27 protein-coding genes and 1 tRNA gene are annotated in these 26251 nt (G+C 52.4%); 16 read left to right on the top strand and 12 right to left on the bottom strand.

All coding sequences use genetic code 11. The features are described from left to right. Positions 1-34: 34 nt before the first annotated feature. Positions 35-856, bottom strand: coding sequence for an SDR family NAD(P)-dependent oxidoreductase (locus C1752_RS14490; RefSeq protein WP_158535102.1), 822 nt, complete (start codon positions 854-856; stop codon positions 35-37). Between the two features lie 578 nt (positions 857-1434). Here C1752_RS14490 and C1752_RS14485 point away from each other — a divergent pair. Next, a complete protein-coding gene (locus C1752_RS14485; protein ID WP_110986783.1) occupies positions 1435-1707 on the top strand; it encodes a Mo-dependent nitrogenase C-terminal domain-containing protein in 273 nt (90 codons plus the stop codon). On the opposite strand, the gene C1752_RS14480 is transcribed toward C1752_RS14485, so the two are convergent. Beyond that, entirely contained in the window at positions 1704-3257 is a 1554-nt protein-coding gene (locus C1752_RS14480) for a CPBP family intramembrane glutamic endopeptidase (RefSeq protein ID WP_110986782.1), read from the bottom strand. The genes C1752_RS14485 and C1752_RS14480 overlap by 4 nt on opposite strands. 224 nt (positions 3258-3481) lie before the next feature. Between C1752_RS14480 and C1752_RS14475 the strand changes: the two genes are divergently transcribed. From C1752_RS14475 to gatB, 8 genes are all read left to right on the top strand, one after another. Beyond that, positions 3482-4825, top strand: a complete 1344-nt coding sequence (locus C1752_RS14475; protein WP_110986781.1) for a histidine phosphatase family protein — start codon at positions 3482-3484, stop codon at positions 4823-4825. A gap of 37 nt (positions 4826-4862) precedes the next feature. Further along, entirely contained in the window at positions 4863-6134 is a 1272-nt protein-coding gene (locus C1752_RS14470) for a dihydroorotase (protein WP_110986780.1), read from the top strand. Positions 6135-6193: 59 nt separating this feature from the next. Next, positions 6194-6442, top strand: coding sequence for a Ycf34 family protein (locus tag C1752_RS14465; protein ID WP_110986822.1), 249 nt, complete (start codon positions 6194-6196; stop codon positions 6440-6442). Positions 6443-6566: 124 nt separating this feature from the next. Then, entirely contained in the window at positions 6567-7565 is a 999-nt protein-coding gene (locus tag C1752_RS14460; protein WP_110986779.1) for an alpha/beta hydrolase, read from the top strand. A gap of 204 nt (positions 7566-7769) precedes the next feature. Next, entirely contained in the window at positions 7770-10127 is a 2358-nt protein-coding gene (locus C1752_RS14455) for an EAL domain-containing protein (RefSeq protein ID WP_110986778.1), read from the top strand. A 111-nt stretch (positions 10128-10238) separates the two neighbouring features. Next, entirely contained in the window at positions 10239-10592 is a 354-nt protein-coding gene (locus C1752_RS14450; RefSeq protein WP_110986777.1) for a hypothetical protein, read from the top strand. 120 nt (positions 10593-10712) lie between these two features. Next, positions 10713-10808, top strand: a complete 96-nt coding sequence (gene petL, locus C1752_RS14445; RefSeq protein ID WP_110986776.1) for a cytochrome b6-f complex subunit PetL — start codon at positions 10713-10715, stop codon at positions 10806-10808. Positions 10809-10916: 108 nt separating this feature from the next. Further along, positions 10917-12401, top strand: coding sequence for an Asp-tRNA(Asn)/Glu-tRNA(Gln) amidotransferase subunit GatB (gene gatB / locus C1752_RS14440; RefSeq protein ID WP_110986775.1), 1485 nt, complete (start codon positions 10917-10919; stop codon positions 12399-12401). Here the strand turns inward: gatB and C1752_RS14435 are convergent. Beyond that, positions 12398-12916, bottom strand: a complete 519-nt coding sequence (locus C1752_RS14435; RefSeq protein WP_110986774.1) for a DUF937 domain-containing protein — start codon at positions 12914-12916, stop codon at positions 12398-12400. The genes gatB and C1752_RS14435 overlap by 4 nt on opposite strands. A gap of 238 nt (positions 12917-13154) precedes the next feature. Between C1752_RS14435 and C1752_RS14430 the strand changes: the two genes are divergently transcribed. Further along, positions 13155-14096, top strand: a complete 942-nt coding sequence (locus C1752_RS14430; protein WP_110986773.1) for a phosphoribulokinase — start codon at positions 13155-13157, stop codon at positions 14094-14096. A gap of 18 nt (positions 14097-14114) precedes the next feature. Next, positions 14115-14597, top strand: a complete 483-nt coding sequence (locus C1752_RS14425; RefSeq protein WP_110986821.1) for a GNAT family N-acetyltransferase — start codon at positions 14115-14117, stop codon at positions 14595-14597. Positions 14598-14698: 101 nt separating this feature from the next. Here the strand turns inward: C1752_RS14425 and C1752_RS14420 are convergent, their stop codons facing one another. Beyond that, positions 14699-15049, bottom strand: a complete 351-nt coding sequence (locus tag C1752_RS14420) for a hypothetical protein (protein ID WP_110986772.1) — start codon at positions 15047-15049, stop codon at positions 14699-14701. 95 nt (positions 15050-15144) lie between these two features. Further along, positions 15145-15215, bottom strand: a tRNA-Gly gene (locus C1752_RS14415). A 145-nt stretch (positions 15216-15360) separates the two neighbouring features. Between C1752_RS14415 and C1752_RS14410 the strand changes: the two genes are divergently transcribed. Both C1752_RS14410 and C1752_RS14405 read left to right on the top strand, forming a co-directional pair. Beyond that, entirely contained in the window at positions 15361-17013 is a 1653-nt protein-coding gene (locus C1752_RS14410; RefSeq protein WP_110986771.1) for an ABC transporter substrate-binding protein, read from the top strand. Next, positions 17013-18014: an ABC transporter permease gene (locus tag C1752_RS14405; RefSeq protein ID WP_110986770.1), complete on the top strand. Its 1002-nt coding sequence runs from the start codon at positions 17013-17015 to the stop codon at positions 18012-18014. The genes C1752_RS14410 and C1752_RS14405 overlap by 1 nt, the downstream gene beginning before the upstream one ends. 18 nt (positions 18015-18032) lie before the next feature. Here C1752_RS14405 and C1752_RS14400 read toward each other — a convergent pair whose 3' ends face one another. Next, the gene (locus tag C1752_RS14400) at positions 18033-18260 is read right to left on the bottom strand and encodes a hypothetical protein (protein ID WP_199464402.1); all 228 of its coding nucleotides are present in this window, start codon (positions 18258-18260) and stop codon (positions 18033-18035) included. Positions 18261-18623: 363 nt separating this feature from the next. On the opposite strand from C1752_RS14400, the gene C1752_RS14395 reads away from it, so the two are divergent. Further along, positions 18624-19259 carry a peroxiredoxin gene (locus C1752_RS14395; RefSeq protein ID WP_110986769.1) on the top strand — a complete coding sequence of 212 codons (636 nt, stop codon included), beginning with the start codon at positions 18624-18626 and terminating at the stop codon, positions 19257-19259. 73 nt (positions 19260-19332) lie between these two features. On the opposite strand, the gene C1752_RS14390 is transcribed toward C1752_RS14395, so the two are convergent. Then, positions 19333-19995 (bottom strand): DUF2834 domain-containing protein, encoded by a 663-nt coding sequence (locus C1752_RS14390; RefSeq protein ID WP_110986768.1) that lies wholly within the window; start codon positions 19993-19995, stop codon positions 19333-19335. Between the two features lie 20 nt (positions 19996-20015). Further along, on the bottom strand, positions 20016-20567 hold the full coding sequence (locus C1752_RS14385; protein ID WP_110986767.1) for an NADPH-dependent FMN reductase: 552 nt from the start codon (positions 20565-20567) through the stop codon (positions 20016-20018). Between the two features lie 196 nt (positions 20568-20763). Between C1752_RS14385 and C1752_RS14380 the strand changes: the two genes are divergently transcribed. Both C1752_RS14380 and C1752_RS14375 read left to right on the top strand, forming a co-directional pair. Then, positions 20764-21114 (top strand): YbjQ family protein, encoded by a 351-nt coding sequence (locus tag C1752_RS14380; RefSeq protein WP_110986766.1) that lies wholly within the window; start codon positions 20764-20766, stop codon positions 21112-21114. Positions 21115-21116: 2 nt separating this feature from the next. Further along, a complete protein-coding gene (locus C1752_RS14375) occupies positions 21117-21557 on the top strand; it encodes a YbjQ family protein (protein ID WP_110986765.1) in 441 nt (146 codons plus the stop codon). 153 nt (positions 21558-21710) lie between these two features. Here the strand turns inward: C1752_RS14375 and C1752_RS14370 are convergent, their stop codons facing one another. From C1752_RS14370 to C1752_RS29735, 4 genes are all read right to left on the bottom strand, one after another. Beyond that, complete coding sequence (locus C1752_RS14370; protein ID WP_110986764.1) at positions 21711-22172, bottom strand: TspO/MBR family protein; 462 nt, start codon at positions 22170-22172, stop codon at positions 21711-21713. 511 nt (positions 22173-22683) lie between these two features. Continuing rightward, on the bottom strand, positions 22684-23832 hold the full coding sequence (locus tag C1752_RS14365; protein ID WP_110986763.1) for a tocopherol cyclase family protein: 1149 nt from the start codon (positions 23830-23832) through the stop codon (positions 22684-22686). Positions 23833-23895: 63 nt separating this feature from the next. Beyond that, a complete protein-coding gene (locus C1752_RS14360) occupies positions 23896-24465 on the bottom strand; it encodes a hypothetical protein (RefSeq protein ID WP_158535101.1) in 570 nt (189 codons plus the stop codon). Then, on the bottom strand, positions 24453-26111 hold the full coding sequence (locus tag C1752_RS29735) for a hypothetical protein (RefSeq protein ID WP_158535100.1): 1659 nt from the start codon (positions 26109-26111) through the stop codon (positions 24453-24455). Before C1752_RS29735 ends, C1752_RS14360 begins: the two co-directional genes overlap by 13 nt. Positions 26112-26251 lie beyond the last annotated feature (140 nt).

The following is a 26251-nucleotide window of genomic DNA, read 5'->3' as shown; positions in this document are numbered from 1 at the left end:
CTCAGACAAATCAAGGACAGCAAAGCAACAAAGATCAAGATGGCTGAACTTTGCGCATCCTCCGATATTCACGCTGCAGCGTTTTGGAGAACCCTGGCCAGCATCGATATATTTTGCCTGTCTGACCATTGGTCGCATCAGAGGCAACTCGAACAGCCGTTTGGGCAATCGTCTCAGGAGAGGTCGCCAGCCACCGTAAACCGAAGTCTAGGAATTTCATCCGCCTGTGCGCTTCATCATTTAAGGGCTGGATTTTGGTGGTGAGCTGAGTGGAAAATAAGCCTGGATTCATTCCCAAAACAGAAATACCCGTTTGTTTGTAGTCTTCAGCGACAACTAGCGTCAAGCGACGGGCTGCAGCCTTTGACGTGGCATAGGCGCTCAAATACGAGTCCCCTGGACTATCCTGTGCCCCGGCTCCTAGCATGTTGATGATTTTGCCCTGGTCACGAGGCAGCATGTGTCTAAGGGCCGTCATCGTGCCGTAATAGGCACCATTGAGGTTGGTGTTAATGACCTCGTGCCAATGGTCTATCGGTAAGTCGAGGGCTGGACCGAAGTAGCGATTAACCGATGCATTGTTGAACCAAACGTCGATCTGGCCAAATCTTTCTAGGGTTTGCTGTGCTAAATTTTCCACTTGCTCAGGATCGGCGACATCGCAGGGTAGGCCGAAGACCTGGTGTTTTGCGGCTTCTAGTTGCGAACAGGCGGCCTCCACCGCAGACTCAGACCGAGAGCAAATGACAATTTTGGCTCCTGCTGCGGCTAAAGCTTGGGCAATAATCAGGCCGATACCTTGGGTACTGCCGGTGACAACGGCGACCCGGTCTTGCAGCCGAGGGGAAGTGTTCATAGATCTCAATTCAGGGGCAGATGGAAGCGTGTAAGTAGGATACTGCATCCATCATGTCAGGGACTGTGGCTAGCAGCAGTCGGTGATCTGGAAGCATTCGCTCCGATCTCCATTGAAATGTCTTGATTAGGGGTTCGCTGCTCAACGGAGCCATCGGCTTAAAAATATCCAAAGGGTAGAAATCGATACAGACTTTCAAGATCTCAAAGCATAAAAATATGCGCTGGTGGGATGCATAATGCCTTGCGTAAATATACGAGTGTCCTGAAACAGCTCCGAATAATTACTTATTTAGATAATTTTGCGGGAAAAGACTATTGCAAAAGTTCAGTGTTTGCTCCGAAGAAAACCAAAGGCGAATTGGAAATAATAACAATAACGACTTAGAGATTGACGGCAGTAGCCGCCCCTCTCGTACCGGAGCCCCAATCATGCTGGAATTCTTGATTACACAACTGCTTAGCTTCTGGGCTATCTCCTGCGCTTTCGGTTGTTACTTCCTGCTTCAAGACAGCTAGTTTTTTTTCACGCCTCTTCGATTACCGCTAACGTTTTCAATCCCTAGGACAGTTGGTCAGATGTCTTCACTTAATCGATTCTTTCACCGTTTGGTTAATCCTTTCTTTGACAAGATTAATGTCGATAATCCAGATACGGCACATCGCATCTGCCGTCTGATTCCGGCTCAGTGCCCGTTTGAGCGCACGATCTCGGTCCGGGGTAAGACGATCTTTCATATTCCGCCCCTGTGCAAGCTCAACCCTGCATATGAAGAAGTGGTGGCGCTGCGCTTCCGAGCGATGTGTTACCTAGCCGATCAGTGTGGCGAAGACGTGAGTCAGTACTGCTAACTGACACTGCTCCCTAATATAATCAGTCCGATAAAGGAGCCACTGTTCCACAAGCCATGCAGCAACATGGAGGCCAGTAAATTTTGAGATCGCGTATAGACGAAGCCCAGCATGCAGCCCAGTACCGTTAAGGGCAAGATGTCAGACAGGTTTAGATGTGCGATCGCAAATACCAACCCACTCAACCCAATCGCACTCCACATCGGCAGATAGCGGGTTAAAGAGGTTAGGAAAAAGCCTCTAAACAAGATTTCTTCAAACAGCGGTGCCAGCACAGCCACCATAAACAGCAACAGTCCCATACTGAAGCGGTCGTGGCTGTTTAAAATAATTTCGAGCAGCGGATTGCCGCCCCCCTGATTTTGTAGCAGTTTTTGATTCAGTACCGAAATCACAATCACTAGGGGCAGCGCCGCCAGATATCCGCTTAACCCCCAGCTAAACCAAGAGCCTTGCCAGCGCAGCGGTAGCCACTTGAGGGGCTGAGATAAGAAGGGCTTAAGGCTGAGGTAGAGAATCGAAAATCCGACCCCCATCAATAGGCTGTACTGAATTAGCGCTAGATAGGCTTGCCCGCGCGCGCCAAAGGTTTCGGGCTTGGCTCCGGCCACGTACAGCACGACCGGCAAGACAAAGCTGACGCAAAAGAAAGCGGCAAACCAGACCACCATCACTTGCCAAATTGTGGTGACGGGCCACCGAACCGTTGCCGCTAGTTCTTGAGGGGTATTGGGCGTCTGGTCTGCTTGGGCTTCAATTGGCTCAATCGTAGGTGCTGTGCTAGCCGCCTCGGGGAGACTCTGACGTTTTTTAACTGCAAATTGGATTAGCCAAAAGATCAGAATGCCGACTCCCGTGAGTCCTCCGATGGCTGGGAAGACTTGGACTGCGGCCAATCGCGTTAAGGCTTTTTCGGCTGCTGCATGCTCTTGGCTGCGGAGGGTTGTGAGGGTTTCTTGACGCTGCTGAAGCTGATAGAGCTGTGATAGGCTCTGGTACCGAAACCAGCCCTTGAGCTGACTTTCTAACTGCTGCTGTGCCTGGGGCTTTAGCTGGGGCGGATCGCTCCAGAGGCCCTGAAGAATGGCGGCGGTCACAGCGCGCTGATTGCCGGGGGAAGGCGCAGCCTCTGCGAGGGGAGTCCAGGTTGCGATCGCATCTTCAACTTGCCCTGAACGTGCGTACAGCAGGCCCAACCGCAAATCCAATTCATTTACAAACGCTTCTGAGGCTGCTCTCTTTTCCGGATCGTCTGTTGGCCCGCTTTGGAGCGTGGCAGAAGTCTTAATTTTCTGATAGTTCTTGAGCGCCTGCTGCACCGGATCGCTATCGCCCCACAGATTTTCTAATAGGGGCGAAGTCCCTGGCTCAGCATCATTTGTCTCTTGCCAGGTCGAAGCCTGCAGCAGTAGATCGCTTTCATAGAGATTGAGCTGGCTTTGGGCCTGAGGTTGTGTCCAGCTACTCACGAGCTGGAGACCAATCATGGCGACCACAATGACGGTCAGAATACTGAGGATGAGTTTATAAAGCTGGCGATCCTTGATCATGCAGTGTCTCAGGGGTGGCTATAGGGAATCTGTCGGGAGAGTTATTCTTCACTTTAAAGGCAATATGTAGTCACACCTGCAATCACCTCCGTCATAATCCTGCTTACCTGATTTCTAAAGAGTCGGCTTTAGCTAGAAGTTTGAGAACTACTGTCTGGACAGGGTAGAATTTTCGTGGCCTGTGTGCCCACTTAACTAGTCTTTATTTGCGATCGCATCTCCCTATGGACGACAAGGCCCTGGCTACCCGTGTAATTCTCGTTCGTCACGGCGAGAGCACCTACAACGTTGAACGTCGCATTCAAGGTCATCTCGACGAATCCACCTTGACCGAGCAAGGCACCGCCGACGCCCAGAGTGTGGGGCGAGCGCTAAAAGATATTCCCTTTGACGCCATCTACCATAGCCCCTTGATGCGGACGCGCCACACCGCAGAAAATATTTGCCAGCAGCTTGAGACCACCGTGCAGCCACGGGTTTTGGATAACCTGATCGAAATCAGCCTGCCGCTTTGGGAAGGTATCTTGTTCTCTGAAGTCAAAGAACGAGATCCGCAGGGCTATGAAAACTGGCACCATTACCCTGAAAAGCTCTGTATGGAAGTTGAGGGCGACAACGGCCTCGAATCTTTTTACCCGGTGCCTGCACTCTATGAGCAGGCCCAGCAGGTTTGGCAGCAGCTTCTCCCCCAGCATCAGGGAGAAACCATTCTTCTTGTAGGGCACAGCGGTATTAATCGGGCTTTGTTAGGAACCGCTTTGGGGCTGACGCCTGAGCGCTACCATTCGCTGCAGCAGGCCAACTGCAACATCAGTATTCTCAATTTCGTGCCAGGACAGCCCACGCAGCTAGAGTCCCTCAATCTAACCGATCACACAGGACTAAAGGTTTCGTCTCCCCGGCAAAATTATGAGGCGCTGCGGCTGCTCTTAGTGCGCCACGGTGAAACAGACTGGAACCGGCAGGGTAAATTTCAAGGCCAGATCGACGTGCCGCTGAATGACAACGGACGTCTGCAGGGACAGCAGGCCGCTGACTTTTTGAAAGATATCCACATCGACTTTGCCGTGAGCAGCTCAATGCTGCGTCCCAAAGAAACGGCTGAACTGATCTTGGCCCATCACCCGCAGGTGCCTTTGACGGTGGATGATCAACTGCGAGAAATCAGTCACGGCAAATGGGAAGGATGCCTAGAGAACGAGATTGAAAGCGGCTATCCCGGTGAGCTAGAGCGTTGGCAATCAACCCCTGCAGAGGTCCAGATGCCGGAGGGAGAAAACCTCCAGCAGGTTTGGGATCGGGCGATCGCAGCCTGGGACGCCATCGTGAAAGCCCATCTGGGCAGCGGCAAGGTGGGAATTGTTGTTGCGCATGATGCTGTCAATAAAGTCATTTTGTGCCATCTCGCGGGCTTAGGGCCGGAACAGTTTTGGTCCTTTAAGCAGGGTAACGGAGCCGTGAGCGTTATTGACTATACCGCTGCCGGGAAGCCGACGCTGGCGGCGATGAATATGACCACCCACTTAGCTGGTGGCGTTCTTGATCAAACTGCAGCCGGGGCTTTATAGCCAGGGATGACGCAAACGCTGATGAGGAGGGCTTTCGATGACGCATGAGTTGCTGCACCAGGTCCGCCTTTTAGATCCAAGTAGCCAACAGGATCGCATCTCAGATGTCCTGATCTCCGACGGCCAGCTCAAGGCCATTGAGGACTCGATCACGAACTTGCCTAGCGATACCCAGCGGCGTGACTGCTCGGGTTTGATTCTCGGTCCTGGTTTAGTGGACCTCTACTGCCATTCCGGTACTCCCGGATTTGAAGCCCGTGAAACCCTCCAGTCCCTGGGTGAGGCTGCTGCTGCCGGAGGCTTTACGCGCCTCACTCTGCTGCCTGATACTCAGCCACCTTTAGATACCCCCGATGCCCTGACGCGGCTGCAGGCCCCTCCAGAGAGTCCGGTGCAGTTCCGGGCTTGGGGAGCGATTACCCAAGATTTAGCAGGCCAGCACCTCGTTGAGCTATCGGAGCTACAGGCTGCGGGCGTTGTGGGCTTCAGCGATGGCGCACCCCTCACCCACCCGGTCCTCGTGCGACGGCTGCTGGAATATCTGTCGCCTTCGCAGGTTCCCATTGCCCTATGGCCGGTTCAGCCTGCCCTTGCCAATCAAGGCGTCATTCGTGAAGGTATTCAGGCACTGCGGTTAGGACTGCCGGAGAATCCTACGGTGTCGGAAACGGCAGCTCTGGCAGAACTCTTAGAGATCGTGGTGATGGTGCCAACGCCAGTCCACATCATGCGGGTCTCAACGGCTCGGAGCGTTGCCCTGATTGCCGCAGCGAAGGCGGCGGGCCTGCCGATCACCGCTAGCGCCACCTGGATGCATTTGCTTTGGAACAGCAAGGATCTGGCGTCCTACGATACAGGTCTGCGTCTTGATCCACCGGTGGGTAATCCTGAGGATCAAGAGGCGCTGATTCAGGGGCTTCAGGACGGGATTTTAGATGCGATCGCAACCGATCACCATTCCTACACCTTTGAGGAAAAAACCGTCTCTTTTGGTCAGGCACCCCCAGGAGCAATTGGTTTAGAGCTGGTCCTGCCGATGCTCTGGCAGCGACTTGTGGCGACCGGACGCTGGAGCGCTCTTGATCTGTGGCGCGTCCTGAGTCAGCAGCCTGCTCAATGTCTCGCTCAATCTCCGCCCACTCTAGAGATTAACCAGCCCGCAGAGATGGTGCTTTTTGACCCTCAACAGAACTGGACTGTAGATGTCCAAACCCTCCACACTTTGGGCGAAAACACGCCTCTTTTGAATCAATCTATTCAGGGCAAAGTTCTGGCAACATGGTGTCCGACACTTTGTCAGATAAGTTAGAGTATCAGCATCAAGCGCGACCTGAGTTCATGCCCGAAGAGTGGCAAAGGAGCCAGAAGATGTGTATCTGCGTCAACTGTCACTACGTCGATAACTGCCTCACCTACCATGCCGTAGAAGGCCAGCATCAACAGCCGCATTTAACTGAAACGCCGACCTTTGAACCCACAGAACCCACCATTAACGTCAACATTCGCAGCCATAGCGATGAAATTGAAATGGAATGGGATGTGGTGGGCTGTGCCAGTTTCACCGCAGACAGCGGTAAGTGGTCCCGTCTGCGCCCTGGAGAACTCATTCCCACCTAGTCCGGCTGATTGGCAAATGCTTTACACGGCCTTCACCCCCAGCCCCTCTTCCAATACTGGTAGAGGGGAGCAAGATCCTTCTGTTATCTTTCTTTCTCCTTATTGATAGAGGAGAGCTAGAGGAGTGAAGGTTCAAGCAGAGATGTGGAATTTAATCAGAGATCTCAAAGTTAATGGGATATACCTACTGACCGCAGCCGTCATGCTGGTCGGAGCGCCGGAAGCATTAGCGCAGACATCACCCCAGGCAGAGCGCTGGGGACCGCGCATTGTCTACGAACCGACTAACAACGTGGAGGTGATTTCGGATCTTGTCTATGCTCAACACGAGCAGGGGCGCACGCTGAAACTTGACCTTTACCTACCCCGAGATCGGTCTACAGAAACCATCCCCGGCATCATTGCGATTCGCGGTGGCGGATGGCATCAAGGTGATAAAGAAGGTTTTGCTCCGATTGCCTCTCGGCTGGCAGAAGACGGCTTTGCTGTCGCCAGCATAGAATACAGAACATCCCAAGAGGCGCCCTTCCCGGCTGCCGTTCACGATGTCAAAGCGGCAGTACGATGGATGCGCGCCAACGCTAAGCAGTATGGAATTGACGACACGGCTTTGGGTGCAATTGGGGGTTCGGCAGGCGCGCACTTGGCGATCCTACTGGCAACAAGCTCCGGCATTCCTGAACTTGAGGGAGCCGATCCAAGCTTAGAGATATCGAGTCAAATTCAAGCTGCCGTCGGCATGGCAACCCCCAGCGCATTGACTGATTTTACTGAACGGCCTGTGGTGCAAAAATTCCTGGCGGTTTCTCCTGCGCAGGATCCAAAGTCGTGGATCTTGGCCTCACCTATCTCCCACGTGGATCAGACCGATCCGCCCCTGTTGCTGTTGCACAGTGACTCGGACGATATTGTCCCCTATCAACAGTCGGTCAAACTCGCTCAGCGATACGAAGGGGCTGGGATCTTCTCTGAAGTGGTCAAAATCCCCAGAGCGCCCCATGCTTTCTGGCATTTCCCAACCTGGTTTGATGAGGTAATGGCGCGGACAATCACCTTCTTTGACGCAGAGCTGCGGTCCCCTCGCCGTTCAGCAACAGAGCCGGAGATACCGAGCGATTTTTAGATGTCAGCTGCTGTATTGATGCTTCTGCTCCCTAGATAGAAAGGTATGAGCATAGAAAACTCTATCTTTGAGGAATTTAGGAGCCCAGCAGATTCTTCCAGATTTTTTTAGCTGCCTTTTGAGGAGGATGTCTGACTTGACCGATAATGGAGCAGAAATTAATTTTTCTCTTTACTAGGTCAGTATTCTGGCGATAGCTTCCTAATGCAGTGGTTTTTGATTTTCTATATCAGCGTCAATTTCCTCGCTGCAGTTGTTTGTACGGCTGTTGCTTTTCTTGTACCGCAGAAAACTGCTCAGGTTGATTGGGGCTTTCGACTCTTTGCGCTGATGACGGCGCTGTGGTGTGCAACATCTGGACTCTTTTTCCTTAACGAGACTACGGGCGATTTTTGGGTTTGGACCGGGATTCAGACACTGCCCTATGTGACTGTTCCTGTTTTGTGGCTTTACTTTATTCTCCAGCTCACAGGCAATCGCCTCCCTTCTCCCGTCGTGTTGCTCTTGGTTCCAATAGCAACGCTGATCGTTTACTGGAATCCTGATTGGTCCTCTTTAATGTGGACGGTTGCTCAGACAGACTGGCGATATGGAGTTTCCATTGCCCAATATGAGCGGGGGCCTTGGTTCACTTTTGTGCATACGCCCTACAGTTATGCACTTATTTCCGTTGGGCACGCCTATCTTTTTAGCGCCATCTGGCAAAGCCGCAGGAAGCAGAGGCGGTCTTTGATTTTGCTGCTGTGTTGCGGTTTGATTCCGCTTCTTTTGAATTTTCTAACGCTGTCGCCGCTCTATGACTCTTCAAGGTTTTTTGATCTAACGCCGATTGGGTTAGCGATCAGCACGGTGCTATTTTGCTGGGGCCTATCCCAGTACCAAATCTTGCAGCGCTCTCCGTTGGCCTACCAACAGATTTTTACCAGTTTGAAAGCTTCAATCTTAGTCCTAGATCTTGATTATCGATTAATTGAGTTTAATGCTGCGGCTGAGGCCCTACTCGGATGCACCAAAAATACGATTGGAGTATCGGCACAGGAACTGGTGACCTGCTTACAAGGCTCTGACTGGAGTGCGTTACGAACTCAAGGAAAAACAGAGGTAAAGTCGTCTCAGCAATACTTTCAGATTGAGCAGTTCCCGATTCTACGACAAGAAAGGCTGTTAGGGTACATCCTCAATATTTCAGATATTACCCAATCTCGACAGCTACAAGAGCAGCTTTTAGAGGGGGCACTGCTCTACGATTCGCTCACGGGGCTGCCGAATCGGACGCTGTTCTATGATCGTCTGAGGCAGGCGCTTAAACGTTGCGATCGCAACCCCACCCAATCTATTGCCATTGCCTTTGTTGATGTTGACCGCTTCAAAGTCATCAATGATTCCCTCGGACACCTGGCTGGAGACCAAGTGCTGATTGAAGTTGCCAAGCGACTACAGAGCTGCTTGCGTAGCGAAGATACCGTTGCTCGGTTTGGCGGCGATGAATTTGCGATTTTAGCTGCCAACGCCCATCCACAAGATATTGAAGCGTTTTGCAAAAGACTGCAGAGAGAAATTCAAGAGCCAATTACTTTAGAAACCCATGTTGTCAATACCAGTGCCAGCATAGGCATTGTGCTCAGAGCCTCGCAGCGTTCTCCTGAAAAACTCATTCAGGATGCGGATATCGCCATGTATCAGGCCAAATCAAAGGGAAAAGGCCTGTTTGCTGTATTTGAACAATCCATTGCCAACGCGACCCTTCAGCGAATGGAGCTAGAGGTCTCTCTGAGGCAGGCTTTAGAGCGGCAGGAGTTCTTTTTGGTTTTCCAGCCGATTGTGGCCATCAGCAGTGGAGAGATTCGAGGGTTTGAAGCACTGCTCCGCTGGCAGCATCCGACCCATGGCCTCATCTCACCCACGGTTTTCATCCCGATTGCCGAAGAAATGGGCATCATCTCTGTCCTCGATCGCTGGGTCTTGAAGAACGCCTGTCAGCAGCTTCATCAGTGGCGAGTCCAACATCCCGAACTCGACCTTACCATGAGCGTTAACCTGTCCACTGCTAACTTCATTTTTGCCAATCTCGTTGAGACCGTCACGGAAACCTTAGATAGGACGCAGGTGGCGGGCAAAAATCTGAAGCTTGAGATTACCGAAAGCATCTTAATGAAGGATCCAGAGGCAACTGCCAGGGTGCTGAAGCAGCTCAAAGACTGCGGCGTTGAAATTCTATTAGATGACTTCGGCACCGGCCATTCTTCGTTAAGTTATTTGCATCGTCTACCGTTAGAGGGGCTAAAAATAGATAAATCCTTCGTGCATGAAGCGCAATACAGCCCCCAGAGTATGGAAATTATCAAAACGATCGTTTCGCTGGCCCAAGGTCTCAAGCTCAAGCTAATCGCAGAAGGGATTGAGACCGATGCTCAGCGCAGACTGCTGTTGGGCCTTGGCTGTGATCTGGGTCAAGGCTACCTATGGTGGAAGCCTATGACAAGCCGCAAGGCGAGCAACGCTCTCCAGCATCGGGGTATCGCTCAGCAGCCCAGGGTAAGCGAATTCTCTAAGCGTCTGTAGCTAAAGCTGAGGTGTGAGGCGGGCTGCCGGTACCGATTAATGGGGTGAGGATTGCTCATGAAGGCCCTTGGGCAGGTACCATTGAAAACACTGTCCTGTTGGTAGTTATTCATGTCTGATGCACAACTCCGGCTAACGTTGACGGAGGGATCGGTCACTTTCAGCTTCGATCCTAAAGCCGCCCAAGATCTGAAAGCCGCCATTGCTGAGCTGATGAAAGCCCTGAAGGCGTCAGCGGCAGCGACACCGGCGAGTGGTGGTAAGATCACGCCGCAAAAACCAATGGAGTACCAGTACACGGGAGAAATCTTCCTAGAGTGTTTCTGTAACCCCAACATCTATCCCAGTCCCTTTGCCGCTAAGGTCCTGGCTACGATTCGAGATGACAAAATTCGCTTAACGAGTGAAGTGGAGCTAACGCGCTTGATTGAAGATTTAAATGTCTATCTCGATCAGCACGGTTAGCTCTCAAGCGCCCCTTGAGAGAGCCGCAGCGACAAAAAAAGCTAGTCGAAGGCCATCGCAATCCCCTAAGCTACTTAGAGGGAATCTATTCCCCGCAGTTTTAAACCTGGAGGTCTCTCAATGGCTGGTGTATTTGCCTACGTCTTATTTCTTAGTATCTTTATCGGTAACGCAGTGGGGCTGTTTTACATCCTCAAAGCAGTGAAGCTTATCTAAATGAGACTGGGGTGCCCCCACCCCAATTTTGGCTTCTTAAAGAGACGGCTGAACGGGCGCAAACCTCCTAGAATAGGGACAAGGTTCGTTGCACAAAGGCTAGTCTGAATGGTTACTAAAGCTCCTGTGAAGACAGAGTATGAAGCGGTTATTGGTCTAGAGACCCACTGTCAGCTCAGTACAGCTACAAAAATTTTCTGCAAGTGTTCCACTACCTTTGGCGCAGACCCCAATCACAACGTTTGCCCCGTTTGCATGGGGATGCCGGGTGTGCTGCCGGTCTTAAACGAGACGGTTTTAGAATACGCCGTCAAGGCGGGCCTTGCCCTCAACTGCAAGATCGCAGACTACAGCAAGTTTGACCGCAAGCAATATTTCTACCCGGATCTGCCCAAGAATTACCAAGTTTCGCAGTTCGATCTGCCGATTGCTGAGCACGGCTGGTTAGAGATCGAGATGCTTTCTGAAGCGGGTGAGGTGACGCGCAAGAAGATTGGCGTTACCCGTTTGCATATGGAAGAAGACGCGGGCAAGCTGGTCCACGGTGGCAGCGAGCGCCTCTCGGGTTCGACGCATTCACTGGTGGACTTCAATCGTACAGGTGTGCCGCTGGTTGAGATTGTGTCCGAGCCTGATATGCGATCCGGCCAAGAGGCGGCGGAGTATGCACAGGAGATCCGTCGAATTGTCCGCTATTTGGGCGTTAGCGACGGCAATATGCAGGAAGGTTCCCTGCGCTGTGACGTTAATATTTCGGTGCGTCCGGTGGGCCAAGAGAAGTTTGGCACCAAGATCGAGATCAAAAACATGAACTCATTCAGCGCCATTCACCGGGCCATTGACTACGAGATTGAACGCCAGATTAATGAATTGGAGTCGGGCGGTCAGCTTTATCAAGAAACGCGCCTCTGGGAAGAGGGCAAGCAGCGCACCGTGAGTATGCGCTTGAAAGAAGGGGCCAGCGACTATCGCTACTTCCCGGAACCTGATTTGACGCCGATTGAGGTGGCTGCTAAACGGCTTAAAGAGTGGCAAGGAGAACTGCCGGAGCTGCCTGCGGCGAAGCGCCATCGCTATGAGACGGAGTTAGGTTTGTCGCCCTACGATACCCGTGTGCTCACCGATGATCACGGAATTACTCGGTTTTTTGAAGATGCGATCGCAACCCCCACCCCGGCTAAACAGGCCGCCAACTGGCTCATGGGAGACATCACCGGCTACCTCAACAACGGCAACCTCAAAATTGACGACATTGCCCTCAAGCCAAAGCATCTAGCGGAGCTGATCGGCTTAATCGAAGACCAAACCATCAGCGGCAAAATTGCTAAAGAGATCCTGCCGGAACTGCTGACGGAAGGAGGCTCCCCAAAAGTGCTGGTGGAGAAAAAGGGTTTAACCCAAATCACCGACACTGCAGCGCTAGAGGAGCTGATTGATTCAGTGCTTGCCGATAACCCCAACGAGCTAGAGCAGTACCGTAACGGCAAGACAAAGCTGCAGGGGTTCTTTATGGGGCAGGTGATGAAGCGCACCAGCGGTCGAGCTGATCCCAAGGCCACGAATCAAATGCTGAGCAAGAAGCTCAAGGGCTAGCGCTTACTCAAAAACTGACCCGCCATCCTCATCGCGTCAGAGACATCGACGTCACCATCGCCATTGCTATCTAAAAAGCTATTCAAAACAGGATTGCCGCCCTGTCGTGGATCTTTGCTTTGGCTACCGCTATTGAGCAGATTCAAGACTAAGGGCACTAGCATTGGCAACATTCCCGCAATGGCCTTCGAATCTAGCCCCGTTCTCTGAGAAATTTCCTGTACCATCTGCTGCTGCTGTCCTTCAGAGAACAGTGTGTTTACGGCCTCAGGGTTGGTCCCTGTCCCGCTGTACTGATCGACAAGTGCTTGCGCCTGCCCACCCGATGGCTGCGACTTTAATGCCGAGCGCACATGTTTACCGACAACACCTACAGCCGTTTGGGTTGACTCAGGATTTGCTCCTTGAGCGTTGCTCAAACTCTGAACTGTGTTGAGAATTCCGCCAAGTTGTCCAGTACTGGCCTGCAGGTTGGGGTTATCAATGGCGCTTACAATTTGATCGAAAAGTCCCATCTTTCGTTGCTCTCCGTGAGGTGTGAATGGATGGTCGGCCCGCTGACATTCCGGCCACTGAAACCAATCCTAGAGGGATGCTACCAGAGACTCATGCCTCTTCTCAATGAGACCTGAGATAGATAAAGGGGGCTGCAGTGCCTTAAAATTCAAGCATTGCCGTGCTCTATCCCTGTCCTGAAGCTATGGGGCACCTCACTCAAATTTGTTGACCATTTGTAAGCTTTAAGGAGACTTCATGAGTAACCGTCCAATCATTCTCGGGATTGTAGGGGATAGCGCCGCCGGTAAAACTACCCTCACCCGAGGTATTGCTAAAATTCTCGGCGAAGAAGACGTCACGGTTATTTGCACCGATGACTATCATCGCTACGATCGCAAGCAGCGAGCAGAGATGAAGATCTCTGCGTTAGCGCCAGAGTGCAATTACGTCGATATTATGGAGCAGCACTTCCGGCTCCTGCGGGATGGGCAGCCGATTCTGAAGCCCATTTACAACCACTCCACGGGTGGGTTCGATGCGCCCGAATATATTGAACCTCGGAAATACGTCATTCTGGAAGGGCTGTTGGGTTACTCCACCCGTGCGGCTCGGGATAGCTTTGATGTGAAGGCCTACCTTGCACCGCCAGAGTCATTGCGAGCATCCTGGAAAATTAAACGAGATACAGGAAAACGAGGCTACACCGAAGAACAGGTTCGTGAACAGCTGAAGATGCGCGAATTTGATTCAGAAGCCTATATTCGTCCCCAGCGCCAGTGGTCTGACATGATCGTCTCCTTTTACCCTCCTGAAGAAGGTTCGGGACAGAATGATCTGTTACTCAATGTCAGATTGACCCTGAGACCGACCATTCCCCATCCCAATCTGACAGAAATTCTCAATCCTGAGGGGAGTCATCTGGGGGAAGCGATTCGCTTAGACCTTGAGCGAGATATGGGTAAGCCTGTCGATGTACTAGAAATCGACGGTCATGCCACTAAGGAACAGGTCGTCGAGCTGGAGCACATCCTCTGCAACGAAGTTCCCTACCTCGGACAGTTCTGTAGCCTTCAGGGTAACGAAGACATCGGTAAGCTGGTCGGCACGACGGGGGAAACGCTACAGAGCTATCCCCTAGCTCTAACGCAGCTAATGCTGACTTACCACATGCTAAAGGCGGCTGAGCAAGGCGGCTGAGCAGGAGGTTTAAAAGTGCTGGTTCGAGAGGCTATCCCCCAAGAGGATCATCTGCTGGCTCTACATTTCTACCAGCTTTGGCGTGACAATCAGGTGCCAGAACAAGGCCTGATTGATGATTGGTTAACCGTTACGGTTGAGTTCATCGCCAATGCCCGCAAGACTCTAAACTACCGAGCTTTTGTGGTTGAGGTCGAAGGGCGAGTGGTAGGGTCTGTCGGTTGCCAACTCTTCGATGGCCTGTACCCGTTGATTCTTGCAGAAACACAGCGTAAATACGGCTATATTTGGGGCGTGTATGTGGAGCCGGACTATCGGGGGCAGGGGATTGGGACGCGGCTGACTGAGATGGCGGTGGAATATTTGCGATCGCAACACTGCACCCGGGCTATTCTCCATGCTTCTCCCTCTGGCCAGCCTGTTTATGAGCATCTGGGTTTCATCCCATCGAACGAAATGCGCTTAGATCTGTGCGAACAGTCAAAAAAAACTCAGCCATGAGGCTGAGATAGTAGGAGTTAATCGCAGGCAAAATTGTGAGGTATAAGCTGAATCTTTGATGGATTGCATAACTCTCAAAGAGAAGAGCTAACGGCTAGATGTTATTGTCCGAGCTTTCTCTCGTGGTTCTGCTCCACCGTCTGAATCCGATCATTGCTAACGCATCCCTGAGTTATTCCCTGACCCTGCGATTGCGCATCAACGTCTAATGACTGCATCCGAGCTTGATAAAAAGGGAATCGAGACATTAGCTTTAAGAAGCGCCCACCCTTCGGGAAGAGCTGCTCTGTTGCCTTTGCTGCAGCCTTGGGCCGCATAGGTATATTTTCAGTTCTTAATGCAGATACCTTCTGATGGTCGGAAGCACTCGGCAAAAGATCCTTCGTCACTTGACCATTTAAGTTCTCGGGAAAGAACGTCATTCCGCAGATAGAGATGGGTACGTTGGTCATTGGATTTAGCCCCGCAGCTTGCTGCAACAGATGATGCGAACAACATAGCGAATCTATCAACGCACATCCGTATAAACTGCAACTTTAAGAAAAAGAGCGGGTGGGGGGAATCGAACCCCCATCATTAGCTTGGAAGGCTAAGGTTTTACCACTAAACTACACCCGCAGGTTTAGGCAGATCTTAAACTAGCACAAATCCTGTCCGATCAGGCATCAAAACAATTAGAGATTGAAGAAAGGCGGGACAAGACAAAAGCGGCAGAAGCTGATTCAATCGGGAGAATGGTGCTATCCCCTCGTTCCCCATCTCTATGATTGACCTTTGCTTATCTGTCAGCAAAATGCGGCAGCGCTGGCTGATGATGTTTATCGTTGCCTTACTGATTGTCGTACTACCCAACTGCGGACGCAGCCCGCAGGCTCGTCCTGACGGCACGCTTGTCTTTGCGTCAGTCGGTCAACCCGTGAGTTTAGAGCCTGGAAACATCACAGACGGTAACTCTATTTATGTGCAGCAACAAATCTATGACCGCTTGGTTCATGTAGAGTCGGGCAAAACAGATTTGGTACCGGGTCTTGCCACTGAATGGAACGCCTCAGAGGATGGCCTCATATGGACCTTTAAGCTGCGATCTGGGGTCAAATTTCATGACAACACGCCCTTCAATGCTGAAGCCGTTAAGGTTAATGTCGAACGCTGGTGGGATCCTGGAAATGCCCTAGGGTTTCGTGATGCGGGCAAGACCTTTGAGATCTGGACGAATCTGTTTGGCGGCTTCAAGGGAGATGAGGCGTCCTTGCTGCAGGGGGTGAGCGTGGTTGATGATCTGACGGTGGAATTTATCATCAAGCAGCCCTTTGCGGGGTTCCCGGCCGCGCTGTCGTCTGGATACTTTGGTATGGCCAGTCCTGCCGCAGTTGCCAAAGCTGGCGCTGACTATGGGCTGATCGGCTCGATGGCCGTGGGGACCGGACCCTTTGTCTTTCAAGAGTGGGTGACGGGCGATCGCATCTTGCTCCAGAGAAATTCCCAGTACTGGCAGCCGAACTTACCAAAAATAGAGCAGCTCGTGATTCGCTTTATCGATGAACCGGCCAGCCGCCTCGCTGAACTCAGGGCCGGAACCGTTGATTTTACCGTTGACCTATCCCCCGACCAGCGGGCAGAGGTTGAAGCCGATCCTGCTTTAGACGTGATTCTGCGTCCCTCTTTTAACGTGGGTTATCTCGCCTTAAACCCTAGCTATTCACCCCTCGCCAAGCTGCAAGTCCGCCAGGCTATTGCCCACGCCATCGACCGCGAGGCTATCGTTCAAGCCTTCTGGAAAGATCTGGCAACCACAGATGAACACTTTACGCCGCCATCCCTAGCAGAGTTTCAGGCTCAAACCCTGGCAACCTATGACTATGATCCCGCTCAAGCCAAGCAGCTCCTAGCTGAGGCAGGATATCCCGATGGGTTTGATCTAGAGCTGTGGTACATGCCCGTCTCCCGTCCCTACTACCCCACACCCAAGCCGATCTCTGAAGCCTTTGCCTCTGACTTGGGCAAAGTTGGCATCAGCGTGAGTCTTAAAACAAAGGACTGGTCTGCCTATCTGACCGATCGCAACCGTCAACCGGGCTTCCAAGCCTTCATGATGGGCTGGACAGGGGACTATAGCGATCCAGATAACTTTTACTACCCTCACTTTGGTCCCGGAGCCACAACGGATTTAGGTCTGTGGCAGAATGACCAGGTCTTAGATCTGCTAGATCAAGGTCGTCGGGCCATAGAACCTGCCGAACGAGTCCAAATTTATCAACAAGTTGATCAGATTCTGTCCCAAGAACTGGTGAGAATTCCCATCGTGCATTCCCAGCCGCTATTGGCTAAACGTTCAACGGTCACGGGCTGGTCTCCCAGTCCCCTGGGTATTGAATCCCTGGAGCAGGTGTCTGAGAGTGATTCAGTAGAACGCTAATGCAGCGCTATCTCATTCAAAGACTCTTAAGCCTATGCGCCGTCCTGTTTGGGATCACGCTGCTGGTTTTTCTTTTTTTGCATTACCTGCCGGGAGGACCGGCTCAGGCCATCTTAGGGGAGCGTGCTTCTCCAGAGCAGGTGGCAGCGCTTCAGGTTCAGCTTGGACTCGATCAGCCGCTACCGCAGCAGTATCTGGCGCTGCTGCGCCGGCTCGCACGGTTTGATTTTGGCCGCAGCATCATTTCAGGGGTTCCGGTGCGGCAGGAAATTTTTGCCCGCTGGCCCGCGACCTTTGAGCTTGCCGCTGCCGCCCTTCTGATTGCCCTCTTGCTCGGCATCCCGGCAGGAATTTTGGCGGCTGTTCGTCAGCATCGCTGGCTAGACAAGCTGACTTTGGGGGCTTCACTGCTCGGGGTCTCTATGCCAGTTTATTGGCTCGGTTTATTGCTCAAGTATTTGTTCTCGGTTAACTTAGGCTGGCTGCCCCCGAGTGGTCGCCTAGGGATTGGCATTGGGCACTCGCTGACGGGATTCTACCTGTTGGATGCAATCGTGCAGCTAGATGGAGAGATGTTGCTCAGTGCCCTAGTCCATCTGCTGCTGCCTGCTTTAACGCTCAGCTCTATTCCATTGGCAATTGTGGCTCGGATTACGCGCAGTGCAATGCTCGGCACGCTGTCTCAGGATTTTATGCGGACAGCTAGGGCTAAGGGTGTGCCGGAGGCTGGCGTCGTTTTGACCCACGGCCTTAAGAATGCACTGCTACCGGTGATGACAATTGTGGGGCTACAGTTCGGTACGCTGCTGGGTGGCGCAATCTTGACGGAAACAATCTTCGCCTGGCCGGGTTTGGGGCTGTGGATTTATGAGGGGATTTTGGATCGTGACTATCCCATTGTTTTAGGCGGGGTGATTTTTGTGGCGGTTACCTACACTGTTATCAATTTGCTGGTTGATCTGTCCTACGCATTTCTAGATCCAAGAATTCAGTATAAGTAGTCTGTTTGTAAGGTTCAATCAACGCCGGTCGCGGCGGATCCAGCTCAAGATGTCAATGTCTCCCTTCATCTGCTCTAGCTCTCTGCGGTTTTGCTCTGCAACTTTTGCATACCATTGGCAGTGCTGTTGATGCTCTTGTCGCCGCTGCACTTCCCAGGTGAAGGTGTAGGTGAGCTGGTGGTTTTCAATGGTCTGCGCGACGGGCTGCAGACTGGGAATAAACCCAACGAATTCTTGAGGAATCACGCTTTAGATCTTTCGGTCACGATAGGGGTGGCCTCTGTATTTTACTGGGCATCTTCATGGTGCGGCCCGATAACCAGTATTTGCTAGTGTAATCTTTGGTTTGTGTCTTGAAAGAGGGACGTTGAGCTGATCTCGCAGTGGTCTTGCAACAGTCATCATCGCTGCAATCGTTATCGAAATATAAAGAACCTAATCTCGGTCGGAATACCGTACGTTCACAATGAACGGGGTATGTCATGATCAAAGCAGAAGCAAATGGCCCAACTAGATACAGTTAGGCTGTCAATAATAAGCTTCGGCACTGCAGGTCAAGCATTGACTGTTGCGGGTCGGCAAAATTTCATCACAGGAGTTCTATACACGATGTCTTTGCAACTGGGCGATACGGTCCCTGATTTTACTCAAGATTCTACGGCTGGCACGATTAACTTCCATGAGTGGGCCGGTGATAGCTGGGTGGTGCTTTTTTCCCATCCCGCTGACTACACGCCTGTCTGCACCACAGAGCTGGGTGAAGTTGCTAAGCTACGCTCTGAGTTTGACAAGCGCAATGTGAAAACAATTGCCCTCAGCGTTGATGATGGTTCCTCTCACCAAGGCTGGATTGGTGATATCAACGAAACTCAATGCACGACGGTTGACTATCCTATCTTGGCGGATGCCGATAAGAAGGTCTCAGATCTTTACGGCATGATTCACCCTAATGCCAATGCGAAGGTTACCGTTCGCACTGTGTTTATTATTGATCCGGCGAAGAAGCTACGCACTTCTTTTACCTATCCTCCCAGCACAGGTCGGAACTTTTTAGAAATTCTGCGGGTGATTGATTCACTGCAGCTCACGGATGGCTACAGCGTTGCAACGCCTGTGAATTGGAAGGATGGCGAAGATGTTGTGGTTGCTCCAACGATTCCAACCGAAGAAGCCAAAGAGCGCTTTCCGAAGGGTGTGACGGAGATTAAGCCCTATCTGCGGATGACGCCTCAGCCTAATAAATAAAGGACTTAATTTTAGGTCGATAGCCCGCTGGTCAGCAGCGGGCTTTTTATTGGGAAAAGATTCTGACTGAAGGTCAATTGGCTTCGCTTTCGGTGATTAGGGGAGAAGCGAATGGCAGCGGGGATCGCAGCATTAGATAGGCGATCGCACCCAGCAAGGGCACGACTGAAATCACCCACCAGCGCGAATCCATGTGGCGGCGAGCAAGGTCATCGCCTATGAGGGTGGGGAATAGCAGGCTCAGCATGCAGAAGTCGAGACTCATAACATGTATAAATCGGTTGATCTGGCATTGTTGTATAAAATCGCTCCAGTCTCCTTGTATAAAACCGTATACAAGAAGCGAGATCGCACCCCCTGATAATGCGATCGCTAACCATCGAGAATCCCAAAACTTCAGTAATCGATCCGGGTTACCTGAAAGTTCTGGTGCAGGCTCTCTCAAGGCCAAATACGGCAAGAGTGCAAAAGCCCCAAGCCCAAAAGAGGCTGCCGCAAAGGGCCATGCTGGAATCTTTTGGCTACAGCCATCGGCAAAAAGGATGCTGCCGTAGATCATGGGCCAAATTCCCATGAGATTGAAGAGAGCAATAATGAGGGGGTTAATCCCTGCCCATTGGCCTGTAGAGAGCTGCTGAATGAGAGGTAGAGTATTGCCCTGATCAGCAGGCGCGAAGAAAAAGGCATAGCCCACAAAGGCGACCCAGAGCAAGGTAAAGCTAATTTTGCGAATCATAGAAAGCGAGCAGCATCGAGTTATTTATTAGAATCAATAGCCTGTACGAGTTTAGTGAGAGCTATTTGGAGCACCGCAGAGAAATCAGGATGAGCTGCTATTTCTGCTGGATCCAGCTTTGTTCCCATTAGAGGAATCGTAATCGATGCTTCCTCTACAATCTTAGCCATCATCACCGTCAAGGTTTCATGTAGTGAAGCTAGAGCATGAGTTGCCCTAGGTGAAGCGTTCAAAAGCGCCACCGGCTTACCCACCAGTTCGCCGCTTCCTACAACCCAATCCAAAGCATTTTTCAGCACTCCGGGTACCCCGTGCGCGTACTCCGGGCTAGAGATGATCAGACCATCTGCTTGCTGAAGCTGGTTACAATAATCGGCCACCGCCGCACATTCCGCATCTTCTAGCTCTGGATTGAAATGAGGAAGCTGATTGAGGCCAGCATAAATATCAACCACAACATCCTCCGGTGTCAAAAGCCTAACCGCCCGCAGCAGCGTCGTATTGCTAGACGTCTGACGGAGACTGCCTGAAATAGCTAAAAGTTTAATCCGAGATTGAGAAGCTGCTTGCATTGCTCTAATCTAAGTCCCTATCAGCCATGATCACAAAAAACCTTGCGAATTATCTCCCAAAGCATTGGGAAGCAACATCATGGGCATTATGAAGGCATAGATTTAGAGCCATAGTCTGCGGAGCATCAGTACCGCGCTAAGTTCTACTCAATACACTTAATGTTGTGGTTATTACACCTGAGCTAAAGGAAAAGTCATGAGTCAGACACGTTACCCATCCCCGCGCGGTTCCATTATTCTGACGACCCTCGAAGGCGTCCCCGGTCAGACGATTACGAAGCATTTTGGGCTTGTTCAGGGCAGCACCATTCGAGCCAAGCATATTGGGCGTGATATCGCCGCTGGCTTCAAAAACCTTGTGGGTGGTGAACTGCATGGCTATACCGAACTGCTCCAAGAAGCTCGCCAAGAAGCTACAGATCGGATGCTGCAGCAGGCCGCGCAAATGGGGGCAAATGCTGTCGTGAACGTTCGCTTTGCGACTTCCTCTGTGGCCCAAGGCGCGGCTGAGCTATTTGCCTACGGCACTGCAGTTAGGGTGGACTAACGATGGAACTTTTTGTTTTTCTCGGTTTGTTGGCCCTGGGCTACCTAGCAGGCAATGCTGTTGAGCAAAAGCACTACGCCAGCATTAAAGAGCGGGAGCGTCGAACCGTAAGCGTACCGGTCTACAACATGGGGGCAAAACAGCCTCTACCTGAGGCCGAGGGGGCGCAGCTTTTTGTCGGCAGTGTTGTGATCTCGTCAGATTACTTTAAGGCCTTCTTGGCGAGTTTGAGTAAGTTGGTTGGTGGTCAGATTTTTGCCTACGAGAGTCTTTTAGATCGAGGGCGGCGTGAAGCGCTGCTGCGAATGAAAGAAGATGCAATTCGGTGGGGTGCTAAAAAGGTCATCAATGTCCGCTTAGAAACTGCCACAATTGGCTCTCGCAGCGGTGATTCAGGCATTCTATCAATCGAAATTGTTGCCTATGGTACTGGGCTACGCTGATGGGTAGCGCAAAGCCTTGCCGTTTATAGCAGCAGTAGGTCATAGTCATCGCTTATTGCTATGAGCGCTACTTGTTCGCTAAGTCCGGTGATTGGGGCTTTACTCCGATAATGGAGGAACGCTGCGGTTTTGAAGATAAACAGACTTAGCTTTTCAATTAAGGCGATCCATTGTCCAGGTGGTGTAGGTGCCGATGGGTGACCACAACAGATATGGCAAGAGTAAAAGGGCTGCCCAACCCGAAATTTGCAGCACAAGCAGAGTCAAAATTAATCCCATAACAAAACCTACACCCCCCACATACGTGCCTACTCGAAGGTTCTGAAACCAGAGGGTCGCAGGCGTATAGGCGACCGTCGCCACTTCTAGCAGTAGGTAAAAAGCCATGAGCAGCCAAGAATGTCCACTGCCTGGATTCTGCTCCCAAGTGATGTAGGCTGACCAGCCCCCGCAGATGAAAATAACGATCCAGATCAAGGGAATCAGTTTCTCAAATGTAAGCCAGGACGGACGCTGCTGGCGATTGAACCATTTGACGTCTTTCGGTCTGAAGATATTAGCTGCCAAGGCCACCACTAAGGTGACTACAGCAATAACCATCCAGGACTTCAGCATAGGTGTTATGGAGGTGTGATAAAGGTTTCAAGAGATATGGACCCTGTTCTAGTGAATACACGTCTCTGTGAGCTAATCCTAATACGCATACGGGAAGCAAGGGATGGCACTATTGATATACTTTCTACGCTTCCTAAAAGTATCTCCTGCCCCTTGTTGTGTTATCTATGCAGACCTTGGATAGTCCCTGATGCGTTGATCTACACGCCTGGATTGACGCCAAGCTATGGCCTTACTTTAATTATTGAAAATTCCAGTATAGGTAAAGAGCATCTACAGACAGCAGATGCTCTGGGAATCGTATTGAGCAATGTGAGGCTCGAAAGCCACACACTAAGAACTATCGGGGTGGCTGTAGGAGAATACGCCGATATGAATAATCATTCATGTCTATTTCAACTTTCGATCGCTGCTCTCTGTGGTCTCAGTCTCACAACTCGAAGATTTGTGTTTGCAGGTAATACACCCATAGATCCCCCCACTAGCCATCTTTATGACTGAATTGAGGAGATCATAACGCTATCGCTGGCTCCAGCATTTCTGCTTGTTCCACCTGTGTGGGAGACTGCTGCCAAGCGGTCTCCCAAGGCTCTCCGCCGCCGACTTCCAGGCCGCAAAGGTTGCTGTGGGCATCAATCACGACGGTCGAACCTTGCTGATGACGTGAGGTGAGTCGCAGATGAAGCTGGCCGTGCATGGTATCGCGGCAAACGTAAATGAGGCCGTTTTGGGTAGGGGCGCGCAGTGGGGTACCTTTGCGATCGCATCTTCCCACCAGCTCCACCGTATACTGGTCATTGTGCGCTTCCATCTGCCAATACCCCCAGGGGGCGACCTGCCAAGAGATTTCAGAATTCCAGGGAGCAAACTCATAGAACTTACCCTGATGATGAATACCGATCATGCCCACCGACTCCATCCACCAGAGGACGCCGCGCTGACCGGCTGCTGCCGTGAGTGCTAGATCGGGCTGATTCTCGAAACAGTTACAGTTGAGCCAAAACCACTTCTGCGGAAAAGCACCCCCCCAGTTTTTCTCGGTGTAGGCCGGTGCATTCTCGAAGGTGTAGCGTTGCCCCTTCCAATCCACCCAGCCGGTCGAGAGTCCGTGGGCCATCATCACCTGCCAGCCCGGTTCAAATACAGGCAAGAATGAGAGTAAGCCTGCCGTCGACTTTTGGGGACGACCGACATCTCCCCAGCCATAGACGGGCTGGGTTTCGTAATACCACTGGGCCACTTCGCCCGTGCTGGGATCGGTGAGCCGACCTTGGTGCTGGGTGGCTGTACCCTGATAGCCCTCTTTGATGTAATTCTTGAAAAATTCGGCAGAGATCAGGTCAGGGCGCTGTGTGAGGGAAGATTTACCCCAGTGGCCGAGGCCCAGCGGTCCCATACCGCTAGGAGCGCCCCAGGCCCAAAAGGAGCGGGTGTCTGGAAACGTGCGGCAGAGGTACTGATCGTCAGGGCCAAGAATTTGAGCGCCACCGCCACTGTGGGGTTGCCCACCCGCCGGGTCTTCAATGGAGTACATAAATGCAAAGGTTTGGCGCTGCTCGGGCAGTGTGATGCGAAAGTACCAGCCCTCGAAGAAACGGCGATCGCTCCCGTCCCAGTGATAGCCGCTGTGGGGCGTTTGAACAGGGTTCTCAGGATTCATAACGATAGCGCTGCAGATCTCCTTCGAATTTATAACAAAACCCCCCTTGGTCTGCAGCCTCTGTTAATCAGAGATCGCTCGGAACCGGACCCAGCCATAGGAGTCTGTGGGGTTTTCTGGAGTAACGGCATTGGGCATTGTACTCAGATTAATGACCACCGCACCATTGTCACTAGCCCCTTGGCAGGCGGACGGCAAGCTCTCACCGGTTAAGAAGAAGCGAGCGCTATCGCCATCGTCGCTGTTGGTGTAGGCGAGCGGTCCATTATCGTTCGCGTCAGCAGGGCGGTTTAGAAACGCCAGGATGCCGCGTTCGCCTGCTGTGCCGCCGGGGGCGGGTGGCTCAGTGTTGAAAGCTGTGGGCCTAAAGGTGAGGGCAGTGGGGATGCGATCGCAAATCGTCACGCTTCCGGCAGCACCTCCCCCAGCAGATAGCGCATAAATGGTGTATTCCAATTCATCACCGGGCTGGATGCGACCTGCATCGGTGGCACCCACGAGTAATCCATTCGGCCAGTTGGGATGATTATCGTTCGGGCTACTGTCATCCACCACCGTATTGAGCGGCGTGTTGTCGTTTGGATTGACGGAGCGATTGCCATTGATGGCCGTAATTCTCTTTACAAGCAGCACCTGGGGTGCAGCACAGACGGCTCCAGGCTGGGTTCCTGAAATATCGCCCGGATTAATGGTGCGGCTTTGGCCCCCAGCACCGGGCTGCGCTCCGAAGGGAAATTGTCCCAAGGTTGTGGTGCCGTTGACGCCACCTTGAACGTTGATAATGGGAGCGCTATCGGGGGCTGAGTAAAGCACGAAGCCACCTCCGCCGCCCCCCCAGAGCCATGACCACGACTCAATTCTGCCGTGGTTGTGGGCCAGGCATCTGCACCCGCTGCGCCTTGGGTATTAGTGGTGAGGGTGCTCAATCCACCTGCTTGTGTCGTGACGACAATACTGCCGCCCGCCCCGCCACCGCCTGCCCCATCGTTTGCGGGAGCAGGACCCATCGTCCCGTTGGCATTAATCGTTCCGGTACCCGTGAGGCGATTGGCGCGAATCAGCACAATCCCGCCGCCGCGACCGCCGCTGCTTTGGATTCCTGTGCTGTTGTTGCGTGTTCCGGCCCCGCCCCCGCCGCCTAAGACAACCTGCTGGGCCGCACCCGGAAAGAGGGCACCGCCAAACCCACCGTAGGGTTCTTGGCTATTCCAGGCATTGCCGCCGCGACCGCCATTACCGCCGTTGCCGCCGCCCCCGCCGCCGCTGTTTTGATCGTTGCTGACAATGTTGCCGTCGCTGCCGCCGCCCCCGGCATTACCGGGAGCGCCGCGCCAGTGACTACCTTCGGGATATCCCTCTACGCCTGTATTGACCAGCGCAGTGCTACCGTCGTACAGGAACTGCGGTGTTCCCGCAATGCCTTCAGCTTTGGGACTATGAAAATTTCGGGTTGCGAGATTCCGATAGTCGGTATCTGCGCCCCCGGTACCGCCCGTAAGCTGACGGCCCCCGCCCCCGCGAAAGCCGCGACCGCTGACGTCGATGGTGCTGCCGTTAAAATTAATCTGCCCACTGGCATCCAGAGCTAGAACACCGCCCGTGGAGCCATTCCATGCAGAAGCCGTCAACCCAGGTGCTAAGCTCACCTCATTATATTGAGGAGTCCGAGTCACCTGATAGCGCCTCTGACCCTGGGTACCAAAGTTCGCTTGAGTGTGGGTATTGACTAAGCCATTACCTGATCCTGTTCCCTGGAACTGCAGGGTTCCACCCGTGAGCGGCACTGCATTGGTCGCCACAATGTATTCGTATCGTCCGGCACTGTTGAGGTTGCTCGCCCCGCTACCGGGATCGTTGGCAACCCCATCACCGTAAGCGCCTGTATTTGTGCTGTTAATGGCGGCATCCTGCATTTGCATGATGACGAGCAGATCACCTGTCTGTACAGGAGTGTTGCTGCCGCTCCCAAACGGTCCGAGCTGCATCTGGGTGGCTCCAGGACTGAGGGTACCTGAGCTGCTAGGGGGGAAGTAAGTATTGACCACTCCCGTCAGCAGGGTGCCATTGCCGTCATTGCCGGGTATGCCACAGCCAGGACTCACTTGGGCCACAGAGGGCTGAATAGAGGCCGGCAGCGTGATCAGGGTAACAGTGAGATCGCAACCATCGTCATCAACAGCTGCGGCTTCAATCGGTGCCGCTGTCCCTTTTTCCTGAGGCGAAATAACCTTTTTCCCGTTGGCATATCCAATATTCCGGCAGATAAGACACTCTTTCAAGACCTATCTCTAGCTTTCCCCGTCCCCACGGCTCAATATCATCTTCAAAAATGCCAACCAAGATCGTCGCAGTATTGTGCGCCTCAATTGAGTCAAACGCGTTGAGGAGAAAACACAGTAGCATTGGGAAACCGACTTTC

Origin of the sequence: Acaryochloris thomasi RCC1774, from assembly GCF_003231495.1 — a bacterium.
In the GTDB taxonomy this organism is placed as follows: domain Bacteria; phylum Cyanobacteriota; class Cyanobacteriia; order Thermosynechococcales; family Thermosynechococcaceae; genus RCC1774.
This window is presented reverse-complemented; position numbering and strand designations above follow the sequence as displayed.

Bases quoted from the DNA above. Each gene is read 5' to 3' on its own strand.
- C1752_RS14405 (WP_110986770.1), top strand. From the start codon at position 17,013: ATGCAGCGCTATCTCATTCAAAGACTCTTAAGCCTATGCGCCGTCCTG.
- C1752_RS14365 (WP_110986763.1), bottom strand. From the start codon at position 23,832: ATGAATCCTGAGAACCCTGTTCAAACGCCCCACAGCGGCTATCACTGG.
- C1752_RS14455 (WP_110986778.1), top strand. From the start codon at position 7,770: ATGCAGTGGTTTTTGATTTTCTATATCAGCGTCAATTTCCTCGCTGCA.
- C1752_RS14385 (WP_110986767.1), bottom strand. From the start codon at position 20,567: ATGCAAGCAGCTTCTCAATCTCGGATTAAACTTTTAGCTATTTCAGGC.
- C1752_RS14430 (WP_110986773.1), top strand. From the start codon at position 13,155: ATGAGTAACCGTCCAATCATTCTCGGGATTGTAGGGGATAGCGCCGCC.
- C1752_RS14420 (WP_110986772.1), bottom strand. From the start codon at position 15,049: ATGACCAACGTACCCATCTCTATCTGCGGAATGACGTTCTTTCCCGAG.
- C1752_RS14485 (WP_110986783.1), top strand. From the start codon at position 1,435: ATGTCTTCACTTAATCGATTCTTTCACCGTTTGGTTAATCCTTTCTTT.
- C1752_RS14470 (WP_110986780.1), top strand. From the start codon at position 4,863: ATGACGCATGAGTTGCTGCACCAGGTCCGCCTTTTAGATCCAAGTAGC.
- C1752_RS14380 (WP_110986766.1), top strand. From the start codon at position 20,764: ATGAGTCAGACACGTTACCCATCCCCGCGCGGTTCCATTATTCTGACG.
- C1752_RS14390 (WP_110986768.1), bottom strand. From the start codon at position 19,995: ATGATTCGCAAAATTAGCTTTACCTTGCTCTGGGTCGCCTTTGTGGGC.
- C1752_RS14395 (WP_110986769.1), top strand. From the start codon at position 18,624: ATGTCTTTGCAACTGGGCGATACGGTCCCTGATTTTACTCAAGATTCT.
- C1752_RS14435 (WP_110986774.1), bottom strand. From the start codon at position 12,916: ATGGGACTTTTCGATCAAATTGTAAGCGCCATTGATAACCCCAACCTG.
- C1752_RS14465 (WP_110986822.1), top strand. From the start codon at position 6,194: ATGTGTATCTGCGTCAACTGTCACTACGTCGATAACTGCCTCACCTAC.
- gatB (WP_110986775.1), top strand. From the start codon at position 10,917: ATGGTTACTAAAGCTCCTGTGAAGACAGAGTATGAAGCGGTTATTGGT.
- C1752_RS14370 (WP_110986764.1), bottom strand. From the start codon at position 22,172: ATGCTGAAGTCCTGGATGGTTATTGCTGTAGTCACCTTAGTGGTGGCC.
- C1752_RS14410 (WP_110986771.1), top strand. From the start codon at position 15,361: ATGATTGACCTTTGCTTATCTGTCAGCAAAATGCGGCAGCGCTGGCTG.
- C1752_RS14375 (WP_110986765.1), top strand. From the start codon at position 21,117: ATGGAACTTTTTGTTTTTCTCGGTTTGTTGGCCCTGGGCTACCTAGCA.
- petL (WP_110986776.1), top strand. From the start codon at position 10,713: ATGGCTGGTGTATTTGCCTACGTCTTATTTCTTAGTATCTTTATCGGT.
- C1752_RS14490 (WP_158535102.1), bottom strand. From the start codon at position 856: ATGAACACTTCCCCTCGGCTGCAAGACCGGGTCGCCGTTGTCACCGGC.
- C1752_RS14450 (WP_110986777.1), top strand. From the start codon at position 10,239: ATGTCTGATGCACAACTCCGGCTAACGTTGACGGAGGGATCGGTCACT.
- C1752_RS14480 (WP_110986782.1), bottom strand. From the start codon at position 3,257: ATGATCAAGGATCGCCAGCTTTATAAACTCATCCTCAGTATTCTGACC.
- C1752_RS14475 (WP_110986781.1), top strand. From the start codon at position 3,482: ATGGACGACAAGGCCCTGGCTACCCGTGTAATTCTCGTTCGTCACGGC.